This window comes from Pantoea sp. App145 (assembly GCF_047947045.1).
Lineage (GTDB): Bacteria > Pseudomonadota > Gammaproteobacteria > Enterobacterales > Enterobacteriaceae > Pantoea.
The window spans coordinates 2,494,919-2,511,367 of sequence record NZ_CP133290.1; the positions used below are offsets into that span (position 1 = coordinate 2,494,919).

The following is a 16,449-nucleotide window of genomic DNA, read 5'->3' on the forward strand; positions in this document are numbered from 1 at the left end:
AAAGGGGATTTTCCATTTTGCATAAGGAGCCGCACCATGAGTCTCGTCACTGTCCGTCACACCACACCCGCTGATGCCGCCGCGTTGTTCCAGCTGTATAGCCACGCAGAAACCCAGGCGAATACCTTGCATCTGCCGCTGCAATCACCAGCACTGTGGCAGGAACGACTGCAAACGACGCGTCCGGGTGAGCAACGGCTGGTGGCCTGCATTGATGGGCAGATCGTGGGGCAACTGACGCTCAGCGTGCTGGAGCAGACGCGCCGTCGCCATACCGCCACTCTGGGGATGGGTGTTGATCCGGCGTTTCATCGTCGTGGTGTGGGGTCTGCGCTGATGGCGGCGATGGTGGATCTTTGCGACAACTGGTTGCAGGTGACACGCATTGAACTGACGGTGTTTGCCGACAATAGAGCCGCGATTGGGTTATATCAGAAGTTTGGTTTTGAAATTGAGGGCACCGCTCGCCGCCACGCGATGCGTAACGGCGAGCTGGTAGATACCCATTATATGGCGCGGTTAAAAGGGTAAAACCGCCCCATATACCTTCCGTAGCGGCGCGATTTATCGCGCGGGTTTTATAAAAAAGCGCGATAAATCGCGCCGCTACGGATGTTAAAACTTAATACCCTGCACTCAAATCATCCACCGAACGCGGATCTGACGCGCCATAACGCGTGCCATCCGGCCCGATCATAATGCTTTGCGTGCTGCCCATCGCGGGTAGCACCTTTACATGTTGCCCTTTGTTCTCCAGCAAACGCAGGGTATCCGGGCTGAAGCCCTTCTCCACGCGCAGCTGATCCGGCAACCACTGATGATGGAAACGCGGCGCATTGGTCGCTTCTGCGACATTCATACCAAAATCGATGCTGTTAACCACCATTTGCAGCACAGTGGTGATAATACGGCTGCCCCCCGGACTACCGGTCACCAGCCAGGTTTTCCCGTCTTTCACCACGATGGTCGGCGACATCGAGGAAAGTGGGCGTTTGGCTGGCTGCACTGCGTTAGCGTCACCACCCACTAAGCCATATATATTCGGCGTGCCCGGTTTAGCGGAGAAATCATCCATTTCGTTGTTCATCAGGATGCCACTCTGGCCCGCGACGATACCGCTGCCAAAATAGGTATTCAGGGTGTAGGTCACCGCCACCGCGTTACCGTCTTTATCCACCACCGAGAAGTGAGTGGTTTGGTTGCTTTCATACGGCTCCAGCTTGCCCGGTTTGATCTCGCTTGATGGACGCGCTTTGTTGATGTCGATCTGCTGCGCCAGCGATTTCGCATAGGCTTTGCTGGTCAGTGCCTGCTGCGGTACTTTGACGAAATCCGGGTCGCCGAGATATTCCGAACGGTCGGCATAGGCATATTTTTCCGCCTCAGCCATCACCTGCATCGCATCCGCGCTACCGAAACCCATTTTTGCCAGGTCGAAATTTTCCAGGATATTGAGAATCTCAATAATATGGATGCCGCCGGAGGACGGTGGCGGCATTGAAAACACTTCATAGCCACGGTAGCTGCCGCTCACCGGTTTACGCTCGACAGCCCGATAAGCCGCGAGATCGGCCTTGCCAATCAGGCCGCCGTGTTGCGCCATTTCTCCAGCGATTTCGTCGGCGATTTTACCTTTATAAAAAGCGTCTGGTCCCTGCTGGGCAATCAGTTGCAGGCTGTGCGCGAGGTTTTTCTGCACCAGACGATCGCCTTGCTGGTAAGGCTGGCCGTCTGCTTTATAGAAAATGGCACGGCTATTGTCATGATTGATCAGATTCTCTTTGCCATAGGTGGCCAGATCGTCTGCCAGCGCATCATTGACGATGATACCGTTACGCGCCAGTTTGATCGCTGGAGCCAGCAAGGTGCTTAACGGCAGCGTGCCATATTTCTGCGCGGCCAGTGCAAAACCGGCGACGGTGCCCGGCGTGCCGGAGGCCAGATGGGAAGTGAGTGATAACTTACTGTCGGCATTGCCCTGCTTGTCGAGGAACATATTGCGTGAGGCGCGTGCCGGGGCCATTTCACGAAAGTCGATGGCGGTGGTGTGGCCGGAAGCGGTACGCAGCAGCATAAATCCGCCACCGCCGAGGTTACCGGCCTGCGGATGGGTCACCGCCAGTGCAAAACCGACCGCCACGGCGGCATCGACTGCATTACCGCCCTGCCTGAGAATCTGCACCCCCACTTCCGTGGCTGTCGCATCCACCGATGCCACCATGCCGTGTTTCGCCTTCACTGGATGAAAAGTGTCGCTATCCACACCGTAAGAAACTGGCGGCGCGCTTCCCGCTGCCGCCTGCGCGCCCTGAACCAGGGTAAAACTCATCAACAACGCCCAGCTAAACCGGCGCACACTGCCTTGTATCCCCATGCCGCTACCATCCTTTTCAGTTGTTTACATTTGTTATCATTGATGCAAGTGTTTACAAACACTGAAAAAAGATTAGCAGCTTCGCTAAATTCGGCGCACTCCTGGATAGCGACTTTTTAATATCGCATAAACTTATGATTGCCGCGTTGGTGCCTGAAAGGCACCAGTGGCACACAGCACGGCGGTATTAATGGAGGAATGACCATGAAAAAATGGCTAATCGTTTTCGCGGCCCTGCTGCCGTTAAGCAGCATGGCGAATATGCTGAATAATACCAATGAACCGTTCAAACCCGGCTATAACCCGAGCCAGCAACGGATGCAGACGCAGATGCAAATTCAGCAGCAACAGGAGAAGCTGAAACTGCAACAGGATCAGCAACAGCAGAAACAGGATTTGCAGCGCAAAATGCAGGAACATCGTGATAGCGCCCAGCAGCGTGTCATCAAAACGCAGCCGGGCCAGCAGAACACCAATTAACGGAAGTCAGGGCCGATAATGTCGATGCGGTCGGTACAGATCGCATCGACACCCCAGCTCAGCAGCTCGCGCGCCCGCTCGGGCTGATTCACGGTATACACCAGAATGTGCAGACCCGCCGCCTTCAACTGTGCGGTGCGTTTGGCGTCCAGCAACTTATGGTTGAGATGTATCGACACGCAATCGAGGCTCGCCGTCAGCGCCTGCCAGTCGTCATGCCAGCTATCCAGCAGTAAACCACGCGGCAGTTCCGGTACCGCCTGCATGGCGGCTTCCAGCGCATCATACGAGAAGGATGACAACAGTGGCGCAGTTTGCCCCTGCCACAGATCGCGTGCGGCTAACGCCACATCACGCCCGGTTTCCACCTCTTTGCCAGTGGTCGGTTTGATTTCAATATTCGCCATCATTTGATGCTGACGACAGCGTGCTGCCACATCACTCAGCAACGCCAGGGGTTCACCGGCAAACTTGTTGCTAAACCAGCTGCCAGCATCCAGCTGTGCCAGTTTGTCCCAGGGCAGATCGCCCGCCACGCCCCAGCCATTACTGGTACGATCCAGCGTGTCGTCATGTAACAGGAAAATCTGCCGATCGTTGGAGAGTTTGGCGTCAAACTCAATCATCTGATGGCGATAATGCGCGCCCATATCAATGGCGGCGAGGGTATTTTCCGGAGCCAGTTTCCCGCCGCCACGATGGGCAACGATGTGCGGATAAGGCCAGTTGTGCTTACTCATTCCAGACGCTTTCCATGGGTTGAATCGAAGAAATGTAACGCATTCGCCGGGAGTTGCAGCCACAGGGTGCTGCCCGCCTGCGGACGTTCGCTGTGCGGCAAACGTACCACCAATCGCGCGTCACCGATACGACCATGCGCCAGATTATCGGCACCGAGCATTTCCAGCGTCTCCACCACCAGCGGAATGCCTCCCTCTTCGCGGCTGCTGAGCTGGATATGTTCCGGGCGAATGCCCAGCGTCAGGGGGCGGTTGGCCCATTTCGCTTTGCTTTCTCCCAGCGGCAGCGCATGCAGTGCATCGAGATTGAAACGCGTGCCGTCACTGTTGATTTGCCCCGGCAGCAGGTTCATCGCCGGTGCACCAATAAAGGCGGCAACAAACTGGCTGGCGGGACGCTCGTACACTTCAACTGGCGTGCCCAGCTGCTCAACGACCCCTTTGTTCATCACCATCACCCGTTGTGCCAGCGTCATCGCTTCGACCTGATCGTGGGTAACGTACAGACTGGTGGTTTGCAGACGGCGATGCAGCTGCTGCAACTCCAGACGCATCTGCACACGCAGGCGGGCATCGAGGTTCGACAAAGGTTCATCGAACAGGAATACCGCCGGTTCACGCACGATAGCGCGTCCCATCGCCACACGCTGGCGCTGGCCGCCGGACAGCTCGCGCGGACGACGCGTCAGCAGGTGATCCAGCTCCAGGCTGCGCGCCGCTTCCAGCACGCGCTGCCGAATCTGCTCTTTGCCCATACCACGGATTTTCAGGCCATAAGCCATATTCTCTTCCACCGTCATATGCGGATAGAGCGCGTAGTTCTGGAACACCATGGCAATGCCACGATCTTTCGGTTCGAGGTCAGTCACGCGTTTGTCGTCAATATAAATATCGCCGGAGGTGACGCGCTCCAGCCCGGCAACCATCCGCAGCAGCGTCGATTTACCGCAGCCGGAAGGGCCCACCATCACCATAAATTCACCGTCGTTGATGGTGATATTCAGCGGCTGAATGATCTGATTTTTGCCGTCATACGATTTGGTGACGGTCTGAAGGGTTACGCCTGCCATTTTATTTCTCACTCTCCACCAGGCCACGCACAAAGGCACGCTGCATGACTAAAACCACCACCACTGGTGGGATCAGGGTTAATAACATTGCCGCCATCACTTCGTTCCACTGCGTCGGTCCGCCGCTGGTGTTGATCATACTTTTCACCCCCGCCACCGCGGTACCCAGGCTGGCGTCATTGATAATCAGCAGCGGCCACAGGTACTGGTTCCAGCCGTAGATAAAGGTGATCACGAACAGCGCCGCCAGATTGGTTTTCGACAGCGGCAGCACGATATCCCAGAAGAAACGCATCGGGCTGGCACCGTCGATGCGCGCCGCTTCAATCAATTCATCCGGCAGTGACATAAAGAACTGGCGAAACAGGAAGGTGGCAGTGGCAGACGCCATCAGCGGCAATGTCAGACCGCTGTAGCTGTCGAGCATGTGCAGCGTCGAAATCACTTCCACCGTCGGGAAGATACGTACTTCTACCGGCAGCATCAGGGTGATGAAAATCAGCCAGAAAAACAGCGAACGCAGCGGAAAGCGGAACCACACCAGCGCAAACGCCGACAGCATCGAGACGGCAATTTTTCCCACGGTAATGCCGAGCGCCATCACCAGGCTGTTGAACAGCATCAGGCCAAAGGCCGGGCCGCTACCGTTAACGCCCTGGGTCCAGATGCGGGCAATGTTGTCCCATAAATGCGTGCCCGGGATCAGCGTCATCGGCACCTGATACACCGCGTTGTTATCCAGCGTGGCCGCGACAAAGGCGACATACAGCGGAAACAGAATGGTCAGCACGCCCAGCACCAATAGCGTGTGGCTGAAGATATCCAGCCCGCGTCGGTTCTCAATCATTGGTATTGCACCTTACGCTCGACAAAGCGGAATTGCAGGATAGTCAGGCCAATCACCAGCAACATCAGTACTACCGATTGCGCCGCCGACGAGGAGAGATCCAGCCCGGTAAAACCTTCGCGATAAATTTTATAAATCAGCGTGGTGGTGGCCTGCACCGGGCCACCGCCGGTCGCCGCATCGATCACCGGGAAGGTATCGAAGAAGGCGTACACCAGGTTGACCACCAGCAGGAAAAAACTCACCGGGGTGATCAGCGGCAGAGACAGGTTAAAGAAACGGCGCACCGGTCCGGCTCCGTCAATCGCCGCCGCTTCCACCAGCGATTTGGGGATCGATTGCAGCGCGGCAAAGAAAAACAGGAAGTTGTAGCTCATCTGCTGCCAGATCGACGCCAGTACAATCAGGAACATCGCCTGACCACTGTTCTGTGCGTAGTTCCAGTCGTAACCGATTTGGTTCAGGAGATGGCTGAACAGACCGAGCCCAGGGTTAAACAGGAACATCCACAGCACCGCCGCCACTACCGGAGCCACCGCATACGGCAGCAACAGCAGGGTTTGATACAGCTTCTTCAGCCGCACCACATAATCCACCAACGCCGCCAGTAGTAACGAAAACAGCATGCCAAATACCGTCACCAGCGCGCTGAACTCAATGGTGGTCCAGAAAGACGCCAGGTAGTATTCATCGTTAAACAGGCGACGGAAGTTATCCAGCCCGACAAAGGTGCTGGTGATGCCAAAGGGATCAAGGTTTTGCAGCGAATACCACAGCGCTTCACCTGCCGGCCACAAAAAGAAGATGGCGGTAATCACCAGCTGTGGCAGCACCAGCAAATAAGGTAACAAACGGGAGCGGAATACGGGGCGTGATGAGGACATAGCAGACTCGGTCAGGCAAAAAGATCGGGGCAGATCGCGCAGATCTGCCCCGTTACGGCGGTTACTTCACCTGCTGCTCAAAACGGCGCAGCAGTTCGTTTCCGCGTTTCACTGAGTTATCCAGCGCTGCCTGCGGTGACTGTTTGCCAGTCCACACGCCTTCCAGCTCCTCGTCCACGATGGTACGAATCTGCGGCATGTTGCCCAGACGCATCCCTTTGGTAAACGGCAACGGATCTTTGTTCAGCATCTGACGCGTCGCAATGTCTGCGCCCGGGTTCTTGTCATAGAAGCCCTGCTGTTTGGTCAGCTCATAAGCTGCGGTGGTAATCGGCAGATAACCGGTTTTCTGGTGCCATTCCGCTGCGATTTCCGGCTGGGCCAGGAACTGCATAAATTCCGCGACACCTTTGTAGGTGTTGGCATCTTTGCCTTTCATCACCCACAGGCTGGCACCACCGATGATGGCGTTCTGCGGTGCGTTCGGTACGGTGGAGTCATACGGCATCATGCCGACACCAAAGTTGAATTTGGCGTAATGCTTGATATCCGCCAGTGAACCGGAAGAGGCAGTAGTGATGCCGCAATCGCCGTTATAGAACTTGGCGGTTGATTCATCTTTACGACCAAAGTAGGTGAAATCACCCTTCTTGTTCATATCTTCCAGCATCTGGATATGGCGAACCTGCACCGGCTTGTTGAATTCCAGCACCGCGTCTGTGCCGTCAAAGCCGTTGTTTTTGGTCGCCACTGGCAGAGCATGCCAGGCGCTGAAGTTTTCAATCTGAATCCAGCCCTGCCAGCCGCTGGCGTAACCACAGGTCATGCCTGCTTTACGCAGCGCATCGGCGTCTTTCGCCAGTTCCTGCCAGGTTTTCGGCGGCTGATCCGGGTTCAGACCGGCTTTTTTGAAGGCATCTTTGTTGTAGTACAGCACTGGAGTCGAGCTGTTAAACGGCTGGGAGATCAGATGGCCGCTGGAATCGCTGTAGTAGCCCGCCACAGTTGGGACGAACTGTTTTTCATCGAACGCGATACCGGCATCCTGGAAGACCTGATGTACCGGTACAATGGCTTTCGATGCCATCATGGTCGCGGTACCCACTTCATACACCTGCAAAATGTCCGGTGCTTTGCCGGTACGTACTGCTGCAATCCCCGCCGCCAGGCTCTGTTCATAGTTGCCTTTGTAGACCGGGACGATTTTGTAGTCTGGGTGAGCCTGGTTAAAACGTTGTGCCAGAGAATCAACTTCTTTGCCTAACTCGCCTTCCATTGAGTGCCAGAAAGGAATTTCGGTCGCAGCCAGCGCATTACCGCTGAGCGCCAGACCGAGCAGGGCACTCATCAGGCGGGGACGAAGCGTAAAAGCGGACATAAAGTTTTCCTGTGCTGTTTTAGATACGCGCGAAATCACGCATTTTTTGTTCGCGAAGTAACATGACACGGGAAAATGACGGAAAAATAACAACTTAATGACGGAAGTGTGACAGGGGGATTATCGTGTAGCGGCGCGATAAATCGCGCCGCTACGGGTCAGGCGCCTAAATAGGCACTCCGTACTGCTTCATTGGACAACAACGCTTCGCCGGTATCCTCCAGCACCACATGCCCGTTCTCCAGCACGTAGCCACGGTCGGCCAGTTTCAGCGCCTGGTTGGCGTTCTGCTCCACAAGGAAGATGGTCATCCCTTCTTTACGCAGCTGTTCGATGGTGTCGAAAATCTGCTGAATGATGATCGGCGCGAGGCCCAGTGAAGGCTCATCCAGCAACAGCAGACGCGGCTGGCTCATCAGTGCACGGCCAATCGCCAGCATCTGCTGCTCACCGCCCGACATGGTGCCTGCACGCTGCACCTTACGCTCAGCCAGACGTGGGAACAGATCATAAACGCGTTCAATGCGCTCCTGATACTGGCTACGGCTGGCAAAGAAGCCGCCCATTGCCAGGTTCTCTTCCACCGTCATGCGCGAAAACACCCGCCGCCCTTCCGGCACGATGGCGATCGCCTCGCGCATAATGCGCGCGGTTTGCCAGTCGGTAATGGTTTTGCCATCAAAAGTGATGGCACCCGAGGTGGCGCGCGGCTCGCCGCACAACGTGCCGAGCAGCGTGGTTTTACCCGCGCCGTTGGCACCGATCAGGGTGACAATCTCTCCCTGATTGATATACAGGCTGACGTTATGCAGCGCCTGGATTTTGCCATAATGGGCGCTGACGTTTTCAATGGTTAACATTGGGTTGGCCATATCACGCCTCTCCTAAATAGGCACGGATCACATCCGGGTTGTTACGAATCTCTTCCGGTGTGCCATTGGCCAGCGGCGTTCCCTGATTGACCACGTAGATGCGATCAGAAATCCCCATCACCAGCTTCATATCATGTTCGATCAACAACACCGACACCTTATGCTCACCACGCAGTTCCGCGATCAGCTCGTCCAGTTCGTGTGTCTCTTTCGGGTTAAGACCGGCGGCAGGCTCATCCAGCATCAGGATTTCCGGACGCGTCACCATACAGCGCGCAATCTCCAGCCGACGCTGCTGACCATAAGCAAGGTTACCCGCCTGACGGTTCGCCAGCTCCAACAGGCCGATACGCTCCAGCCAGGTGGCGGCTCGATCCAGGGCTTCGCTTTCGCCTTTGCGGAACGCTGGCGTCTTAAATAACCCGGAGAACACGCCACTCTTCAGATGCTGATGTTGCGCCACCAGCAGGTTTTCAATCACCGTCATCTCGCGGAACAGGCGCACGTGCTGGAAGGTACGCACAATGCCCATGCGCGCAATTTTCTGCCCCGGTAACCCGGCCAGATTCTGATCGCGCAATTTGATGCTGCCGCCGGTAGGTTTGTAGAAACCGGTCAGACAGTTGAACACCGTGGTTTTACCGGCACCATTCGGGCCAATCAGCGACACGATTTCCTGCTCGCGCAGTTCCAGCGCCACGTTGTTCACCGCCAGCAGGCCACCAAAGCGCATCATCAGGCCTTCTACCGCTAATAAAGGCTGACTCATGCCTGCTCTCCCGCTTTACCCTGTTTCAATTTCAGATGCGGACGTTTCATCGGCAGCAGACCCTGCGGACGCCAAATCATCATCAGCACCATTAAGCCACCCAGCACCAACATGCTGTATTCATTCAGATCGCGCATCAGCTCGCGCGACACCACCAGCAGCACCGCCGCGAGGATCACGGCAAACTGCGATCCCATCCCACCCAGCACCACAATCGCCAGCACAAACGCCGACTCGACAAAGGTGAAGGATTCCGGGCTGACAAAGCCCTGGCGCGCGGCGAACAACGTACCGGCAAACCCGGCGAAGGCAGCACTGATGGTGAACGCCGTCAGCTTGATACGCGTCGGGCTGAGGCCGAGGGAACGACAGGCGATTTCATCCTCGCGCAACGCCTCCCAGGCACGTCCGAGCGGCATGCGCAGCAGACGGTTGATAATAACCAGCGTCAGCACCACCAGCAGCAGCGCGACCAGATAGAGGAAAATAACGCGGTCATTCGGGTCGTATTTCAGACCAAACACCTCATGGAAGGTGCCCCAGCCGCCTTCGCTGACCTTGCGGCCAAACTCCAGGCCAAAGAAGGTCGGTTTCGGGATCTGCGCGATGCCATTCGGACCACCGGTAATGGCGGTGTTGTTCAGCAGCAGGATACGCACAATCTCGCCAAAGCCGAGGGTGACGATCGCCAGATAGTCACCGCGCAGACGCAGCACCGGGAAGCCGAGCAGCAAACCAAACGCACCGGCCACCAGCCCCGCCAGCGGCAGGCTCTGCCAGAAACCAAAACCGTAGTAGTGGTTCAGCAAAGCGAAGGTGTAAGCACCGATGGCATAGAAGCCGCCGTAGCCCAGCACCAGCAAGCCAGACAGCCCCACCACCACGTTAAGGCCCAGCCCCAACATCACGTAGATCAATGTCAGGGTGGCGATATCCACACTGCCGCGCGACACCAGGAACGGCCAGATCACCGCCACGACGATAAACAGCGCCATCACCAGCTTCTGCTTCGGCGTTGAACCATCAAAGCCCGGCAGTACCAGCCCGTTTCCGCCACGTTTCAACACGCCCTGGAATAACGGACGCAACAGCTGGAACAAGAACACCACGCCGCAACCGACAAAAATCCAGTTCCAGCGCACCGTTCCGGCATTCGACACCACCAGTTTGGTGCCATCAAGATCAAGGCGCATGCCCATAAAAAAGGTGGCAAGCACCAGCAACATCACCGTAGAGATAACGGCATTAACCAGACCGAGGCGCTTCATACTTTTTCCACCTCCGGACGGCCAAGGATGCCGGTCGGCATTACCAGCAGCACCACAATCAGCAGCGCAAAGGAAACCACATCTTTATATTCGGTGGAGAGATAGGCCGACGTCAGCGCTTCGGCAATGCCCAGCACCAGGCCGCCAATCATCGCCCCCGGAATGCTGCCAATGCCACCCAGCACCGCGGCGGTAAAGGCTTTCATCCCCGCCATAAAACCGATAAACGGGTTGATGGAGCCGTAGAACTGCCCCAGAAGCACCCCGGCGACGGCCGCCATCGCCGCGCCAATCACAAAGGTCAGCGAAATCACGCGGTCGGTATTGATGCCCAGCAGGCTGGCCATTTTCAGGTCTTCAGCGCAGGCACGGCAGGCGCGGCCCATGCGCGAATAACGGATAAAAATCGTCAGTGCCAGCATGGCGATAAAGGTCACCACCCAGATCATCAGCTGCATGGTGGAGAGCGTGGCGGCAAAGCCGTTGCTTTCGCCCAGCGTCCACTGGCCGGTGATCAGGCTCGGCAGCGCGAGATCGCGCGAGCCTTGCGTCAGGCTGACGTAGTTTTGCAGGAAGATCGACATACCGATGGCGGAGATCAGCGCGATCAGGCGCTTCGAGGAACGTACCGGCTTATAAGCCACCCGCTCGATGCTCCAGCCGTAGGCGCTGGAGATGATGATCGCCATGACAAACCCGGCGGCAATCATCAGCCAGGTGGTGTCGATGCCCATCATCATCAGCGCGGCAATCACGATAAAGGAAACATAGCTACCGATCATATACACCTCGCCGTGGGCGAAGTTAATCATGCCGATAATGCCGTAAACCATGGTGTACCCGATGGCAATCAGCGCATAGGTGCTGCCCAGGGTCACTCCGTTGAACATCTGCTGGAGGAAGTAGAGGAACTGCTCGGACATAACAAGTACCTTAGAAACACGTCCGTGATGGTAAATCGTTACCGCGACTGGCGGTAAATTGACCGGATTTGATGAAGGGCGGCCTGAAGGCCGCCCTGATTTCGTGCTGGATGCAACGATTACTTAATCGCTGTAGATGAGCCGTCTTTGTGCCACTTGAAGATGCCGAATTCGAAGCCTTTCAGGTCACCTTTCTGATCCCAGCTCAGGTCGCCCATCACTGTCGGCACTGGCGCGCCTTCTTTCAGGTTCTTCGCGATAGCATCCGGCTCGTCGCTTTTGCTGCGTTCGATACCGGCCACCAGTGACTGAATCGCGGCATAGGTGGTCCAGACGAACGGACCGGTCGGATCTTTGCGGTTCGGTGCGCTGTTGGCTTTGATAGCATCAACGATGGCTTTGTTGCCCGGCAGCTGGTCATAACGCTTCGGCAGCGTCACGTACAGGCCTTCAGACGCATCACCCGCGATGTTAGACAGCGAAGCGTTGCCCACACCCTCTGGTCCCATAAAGCCCGCGTTCAGGCCTGCTGCTTTTGCCTGGCGCAGAATCTGGCCCAGCTCCGGGTAGTAACCACCGTAGTAAACGAAATCGACGTTATCTTTCTTCAGACGCGCAATCAGGGTGGAGAAATCTTTATCACCGGCGGTGATACCCTCGAACAGCACCACGTTGCCGCCTTTGGCTTTCAGGGTTTTCTGCACCGATTCCGCCAGGCCCTGGCCATACTGCTGCTTATCATGCACCACCGCGATACGTTTCGGTTTGATGGTGTCCAGGATGTAGTTGGCCGCTGTCGGACCCTGATCGGAGTCGAGGCCGGTGGTGCGCAGCACGTCAGCATAACCGCGCGCCGTCAGTTCCGGTGCGGTGGCCGCCGGGGTGATCATCAGCACGCCTTCGTCATTATAGATGTCAGACGCAGGCTGAGTTGAAGAGGAGCAGAGGTGGCCGATAACGTATTTGATACCATCGTTAACCACTTTGTTAGCCACCGCTACCGCTTGTTTCGGGTCACAGGCATCATCATATTCCACGCCCACCAGCTTATCGCCGTTGACACCGCCTTTGGCGTTGATGTCCTTGATGGCCTGCGCTGCACCGGTAAATTGCATGTCACCGTACTGGGCTACCGGACCGGTTGCCGCACCGACGATGGCAATTTTGATGTCTTTTGCCAGCGCCGCGTGGCTCATCGCCAGCGCCACGCAGCCCGCCAATAATGCGCGTCCTTTACTCATTTTCATGCGAACTTCCCCATCTGTTGTGTCGTGTCTGTTGTGTGTTGGTTTATTTTCTGCCAGTGAAAGAGGAAAACTGATTCTGTAATAATGAGTTAGCGCACTTTTCTGGCATTTATAGGTAATAAGGCGTTATTTTTCAGGTTATTAAACAGGAACTTTCTTCTGTAAATCAACTGACATATTCAGTAATGAACGGGTGAAACAGCAGAATCCTCTGGTTGTTATGGCCGAATTTTCACCATTTCACCAGCGTATTATGCTGGCTTAATAAACAACACTTGGACTGTTCAACCACAATCCTGGCAAACTGGCTGTTGTTTGACCTGTTTTTATCAAAAAAAAGTGACAGCGCTCTGACTGTCTAAATTCGCTACACTATGCCCTTTGCACTAGTACAGGTACGGGTAATGAAGCTCACTATTCAGCGCTTAACATCGTTGACGACGCAGGATCGTATCGACCTGACCAAAGTCTGGCCGCAGTTCGATATTTCGCAACTGGAAGCTCAGCTCAGCGAAACGCAGCGTGTCTATGCCGCACGTTTTAATGACCGCCTGCTGGCGGCACTGCAACTGACGATTCAGGGCACTCAGGGGAAGATTACGCATCTCAGCGTGCGCGAAGTCACGCGTCGCCGCGGGGTGGGGAAATATTTACTGGAAGAGACGCTGGCGCAGAACAGTTCACTGGCGGATTGGTGGATTGCTGATGACGGCGAGGCCAACCAGGGCATACGCGCCGCGTTTATGCAGGCTTGTGGTTTTCGTGCGCAGGTTGATGGCTGGATTCGATGAATTGCGGACATAAAAAAGGCGACTCCGGGAGTCGCCTGTTTTTCTGAGCCTTATCAGGCTTCAATCGCCATACGCAGTTTCTTCATGGCGTTCTTTTCCAGCTGGCGCACACGCTCTGCGGAAACACCGTATTGGTCGGCCAGTTCCTGCAGCGTGGTTTTGTTTTCTTCATCCAGCCAGCGCGCACGGATGATGTGCTGACTACGCTCGTCCAGCCCCTGCATCGCATCGGTAAGTTTATCGGCGGCGTGCGCATCCCAGTTATCCTCTTCGATGCCATCGGCAAAGTCAGAGGTTTTATCCTGCAGATACAGCACCGGAGCCATGCTTTTGCTTTCGCCACCTTCGTCATCAGACGACATGTCGAAAGTCATGTCCTGCGCTGCCATACGGGATTCCATTTCGCGCACGTCTTTGCTGCTCACGCCCAGCTCACGCGCTACCATTTCAACTTCGTCCTGGTTAAACCAGCCCAGACGCTGCTTGGTTTTACGCAGGTTAAAGAACAGCTTACGCTGTGCTTTGGTGGTAGCGACCTTCACGATACGCCAGTTACGCAGTACGTACTCGTGAATCTCAGCTTTAATCCAGTGCACGGCAAACGACACCAGACGCACACCCACTTCAGGATTGAAGCGGCGCACCGCCTTCATCAGGCCGATGTTGCCTTCCTGAATCAGGTCCGCCTGTGGCAAGCCGTAACCGGAATAGTTACGAGCGATATGAACAACAAAGCGCAGATGAGACAGGATCAGCGTCTTAGCTGCATCCAGATCGCCCTGGTAATGCAGCCGTTCAGCCAGCGCTTTTTCCTCTTCTGCCGATAGCATCGGCCAGACGTTGGCGGCCCGGATATACGATTCCAGGTTACCAAGAGGAGCAATAGCTAAAGTTTGCATTTCTTTGGTCATTCAAACCCTCACAAATTCAGTTGAATATTGCCGCACATTTCTTTGGGCAGACGATACAGTATGTCAACGTCACCCGAAATCCGAAAGCAATCTGTGCTACCCGAACTTAGAGATCAAAGTTATCCACAAGTTCCATAGTAGCAGTGAATATTTTACACACAGATGACAGGAAGGGAAGCGGAGAAAAAATCCTCTGCGCCCGAGTGTCGGCAGCAGAGGACTATTATACCAAAAAAATGTGTCAGACGTTTACTGCGGCGTAAATCGGCGTAAATGTTGTACTGTCGCCAGCCAGGCGGCAATCCAGCCAATAATCGCGGCAATCAGCAGCAGCAGCAGTCCTTCATCCCAGGAAAAACCTTCCAGAACAAAGGTGGTGCCGAACACCGTCGCCACCTGTGCCACCACAGATTGCAGGCGCAGCACCAGCACTTCCGACAGGATCAGCGACAACACCGCTCCGCTGAAACCAAGCAAAGCACCGCCGTACAGGAACGGACGCAGAATAAAGCCGTCGGTGGCACCGATCAGCTTCTGCACATTAATGGTATCGCGACGGGCAAAGATGCTGAGACGCACGCTGTTGCCAATCACCAGGAACACCGCAATCACCATCAACAGGCCGATCATCGAGGCGATTTGTCCGACCAGACCGGTCAGCGCCGCCAGACGGGCAAACCAGCTGTCGTCCATCCGCACTTCATCCACGCCCTGCACTTTTGCCACGCGGTCACGCAGATTCGCCATGGTATCGGAGTTCTGGAAATTCAGTTTTGGCGTGATGATCGCCACGGCAGGCAGCGGATTCTGCTCCAGCATGTCCATCGCCCCACCAAAACCAGACCAGTTGCGGAACTCGTTGAGCGCCTCTTCACGCGTCAGATAATTGACGTTATCCACACCATCCAATTGTTTAAGCTGCGCGGTGACGTTTTCTGCCGCAGTGTCATCCAGCGTTTTGGAGAGATACACCGTCAGCTGCGGCGCTGGATACCACTGGGTCGCCGCCTGACTGACGTTTTTCCACACCATATAGCAGACACTCGGCAGCGTCAGCGAGATAGCAATAACCATCACCGTCAGCAGCGTTGCCAGCGGCTGACGCCACATATCAGACAGCGTGCCACGCAGCGCATAGCGCCACTGCTCCTGCCAGCCGCCCTTCAGCGCTTTGCTTTTCGGCTGTTGCTTCGCTTTCGGCGCGGGTGTGCGCTTATTGCGTTTATTGACCATCATGGCCTCCGTGCAGACGTCCCTGATTAAGCGTCATCATGCGGTAGTTACGCCGGGCAATCAGCCCCATATCATGGGTCGCCATCAATACCGTGACACCCACGCGGTTGAACTCTTCAAACAGGCGCAAAATATCTTCTGACAACGCTTCATCGAGGTTACCGGTAGGTTCATCCGCCAGCAAAACTGCGGGCTTATTCACTACGGCACGGGCAATCCCGACACGCTGTTGTTCACCGCCAGAGAGCTGAATCGGGAAACTTTTCGCTTTGTCGAGCAGGCCAACTTTATCCAGCGCCGCTGACACGCGACGACGGATGTCCTCACCGCTGGCACCCGAGATAATCAGCGGGATTGCCACGTTGTCATACACTGAACGGTCCATCAGCAGATGGTGATCCTGGAAGATCATGCCAATCTGGCGACGCAAAAAGGGCACTTCGCTATTCCGCAGCCGGGTAATATCGTGCCCGCTGAACCAGATCTGCCCGGCGCTCGGGCGCTCAATACCACAAATCAGCTTCAGTAAGGTGCTTTTCCCCGCGCCAGAGTGGCCGGTCAGAAACGCCATTTCGCCGGGGCGCAGATGGAAATCCACACCCTGGAGCGCCTGGCGTCCGCCCAGATATGCCTTACTGACCTCTTCAAAGCGAATCATCCCA

At 55.7% G+C, this 16,449-nt stretch carries 17 protein-coding genes; 3 read left to right on the forward strand and 14 right to left on the reverse strand.

Going from position 1 to position 16,449, the window contains the following annotated elements:
* The first annotated feature begins 36 nt into the window (after window positions 1-36).
* On the forward strand, window positions 37-531 hold the full coding sequence (locus RCF31_RS11415; protein ID WP_416410519.1) for a GNAT family N-acetyltransferase: 495 nt from the start codon (window positions 37-39) through the stop codon (window positions 529-531).
* A 91-nt stretch (window positions 532-622) separates the two neighbouring features.
* Here the strand turns inward: RCF31_RS11415 and ggt are convergent, their stop codons facing one another.
* Window positions 623-2,374: a gamma-glutamyltransferase gene (ggt, locus tag RCF31_RS11420; RefSeq protein ID WP_416410521.1), complete on the reverse strand. Its 1,752-nt coding sequence runs from the start codon at window positions 2,372-2,374 to the stop codon at window positions 623-625.
* 204 nt (window positions 2,375-2,578) lie between these two features.
* On the opposite strand from ggt, the gene RCF31_RS11425 reads away from it, so the two are divergent.
* Complete coding sequence (locus RCF31_RS11425; RefSeq protein WP_416410523.1) at window positions 2,579-2,854, forward strand: DUF2756 domain-containing protein; 276 nt, start codon at window positions 2,579-2,581, stop codon at window positions 2,852-2,854.
* Here the strand turns inward: RCF31_RS11425 and ugpQ are convergent.
* From ugpQ to RCF31_RS11475, 10 genes are all read right to left on the reverse strand, one after another.
* Window positions 2,851-3,594 carry a glycerophosphodiester phosphodiesterase gene (ugpQ, locus tag RCF31_RS11430; RefSeq protein ID WP_416410525.1) on the reverse strand — a complete coding sequence of 248 codons (744 nt, stop codon included), beginning with the start codon at window positions 3,592-3,594 and terminating at the stop codon, window positions 2,851-2,853. The two genes, RCF31_RS11425 and ugpQ, sit on opposite strands and share 4 nt — an antisense overlap.
* Window positions 3,591-4,664 (reverse strand): sn-glycerol-3-phosphate import ATP-binding protein UgpC, encoded by a 1,074-nt coding sequence (locus tag RCF31_RS11435; protein ID WP_299447208.1) that lies wholly within the window; start codon window positions 4,662-4,664, stop codon window positions 3,591-3,593. Before RCF31_RS11435 ends, ugpQ begins: the two co-directional genes overlap by 4 nt.
* 1 nt (window position 4,665) lies before the next feature.
* Window positions 4,666-5,511 (reverse strand): sn-glycerol-3-phosphate ABC transporter permease UgpE, encoded by an 846-nt coding sequence (ugpE, locus tag RCF31_RS11440; protein WP_208713669.1) that lies wholly within the window; start codon window positions 5,509-5,511, stop codon window positions 4,666-4,668.
* Window positions 5,508-6,395 (reverse strand): sn-glycerol-3-phosphate ABC transporter permease UgpA, encoded by an 888-nt coding sequence (gene ugpA / locus RCF31_RS11445; RefSeq protein ID WP_416410527.1) that lies wholly within the window; start codon window positions 6,393-6,395, stop codon window positions 5,508-5,510. Before ugpA ends, ugpE begins: the two co-directional genes overlap by 4 nt.
* Before the next feature lie 61 nt (window positions 6,396-6,456).
* Window positions 6,457-7,773 carry a sn-glycerol-3-phosphate ABC transporter substrate-binding protein UgpB gene (gene ugpB / locus RCF31_RS11450; RefSeq protein ID WP_416410529.1) on the reverse strand — a complete coding sequence of 439 codons (1,317 nt, stop codon included), beginning with the start codon at window positions 7,771-7,773 and terminating at the stop codon, window positions 6,457-6,459.
* 158 nt (window positions 7,774-7,931) lie between these two features.
* Entirely contained in the window at window positions 7,932-8,645 is a 714-nt protein-coding gene (livF, locus tag RCF31_RS11455) for a high-affinity branched-chain amino acid ABC transporter ATP-binding protein LivF (protein ID WP_084871805.1), read from the reverse strand.
* A gap of 1 nt (window position 8,646) precedes the next feature.
* Window positions 8,647-9,414: a high-affinity branched-chain amino acid ABC transporter ATP-binding protein LivG gene (gene livG / locus RCF31_RS11460; protein WP_299447195.1), complete on the reverse strand. Its 768-nt coding sequence runs from the start codon at window positions 9,412-9,414 to the stop codon at window positions 8,647-8,649.
* Complete coding sequence (locus tag RCF31_RS11465; RefSeq protein WP_416410532.1) at window positions 9,411-10,682, reverse strand: high-affinity branched-chain amino acid ABC transporter permease LivM; 1,272 nt, start codon at window positions 10,680-10,682, stop codon at window positions 9,411-9,413. Before RCF31_RS11465 ends, livG begins: the two co-directional genes overlap by 4 nt.
* Window positions 10,679-11,605 carry a high-affinity branched-chain amino acid ABC transporter permease LivH gene (livH, locus tag RCF31_RS11470; protein WP_084871802.1) on the reverse strand — a complete coding sequence of 309 codons (927 nt, stop codon included), beginning with the start codon at window positions 11,603-11,605 and terminating at the stop codon, window positions 10,679-10,681. The genes RCF31_RS11465 and livH overlap by 4 nt, the downstream gene beginning before the upstream one ends.
* 119 nt (window positions 11,606-11,724) lie before the next feature.
* On the reverse strand, window positions 11,725-12,852 hold the full coding sequence (locus RCF31_RS11475) for a branched-chain amino acid ABC transporter substrate-binding protein (protein WP_313688800.1): 1,128 nt from the start codon (window positions 12,850-12,852) through the stop codon (window positions 11,725-11,727).
* 404 nt (window positions 12,853-13,256) lie between these two features.
* Here RCF31_RS11475 and panM point away from each other — a divergent pair, with 404 nt between their 5' ends.
* Entirely contained in the window at window positions 13,257-13,643 is a 387-nt protein-coding gene (gene panM, locus RCF31_RS11480) for an aspartate 1-decarboxylase autocleavage activator PanM (RefSeq protein WP_416410535.1), read from the forward strand.
* Window positions 13,644-13,696: 53 nt separating this feature from the next.
* Here the strand turns inward: panM and rpoH are convergent, their stop codons facing one another.
* The 3 genes from rpoH to ftsE all read right to left on the reverse strand — a co-directional run bounded on the left by rpoH (window position 13,697) and on the right by ftsE (window position 16,445).
* Entirely contained in the window at window positions 13,697-14,554 is an 858-nt protein-coding gene (rpoH, locus tag RCF31_RS11485) for an RNA polymerase sigma factor RpoH (protein ID WP_416410537.1), read from the reverse strand.
* Between the two features lie 249 nt (window positions 14,555-14,803).
* The gene (gene ftsX, locus RCF31_RS11490; RefSeq protein ID WP_416413247.1) at window positions 14,804-15,787 is read right to left on the reverse strand and encodes a permease-like cell division protein FtsX; all 984 of its coding nucleotides are present in this window, start codon (window positions 15,785-15,787) and stop codon (window positions 14,804-14,806) included.
* Window positions 15,777-16,445 carry a cell division ATP-binding protein FtsE gene (gene ftsE, locus RCF31_RS11495; RefSeq protein WP_084871797.1) on the reverse strand — a complete coding sequence of 223 codons (669 nt, stop codon included), beginning with the start codon at window positions 16,443-16,445 and terminating at the stop codon, window positions 15,777-15,779. Before ftsE ends, ftsX begins: the two co-directional genes overlap by 11 nt.
* Window positions 16,446-16,449: the final 4 nt, after the last annotated feature.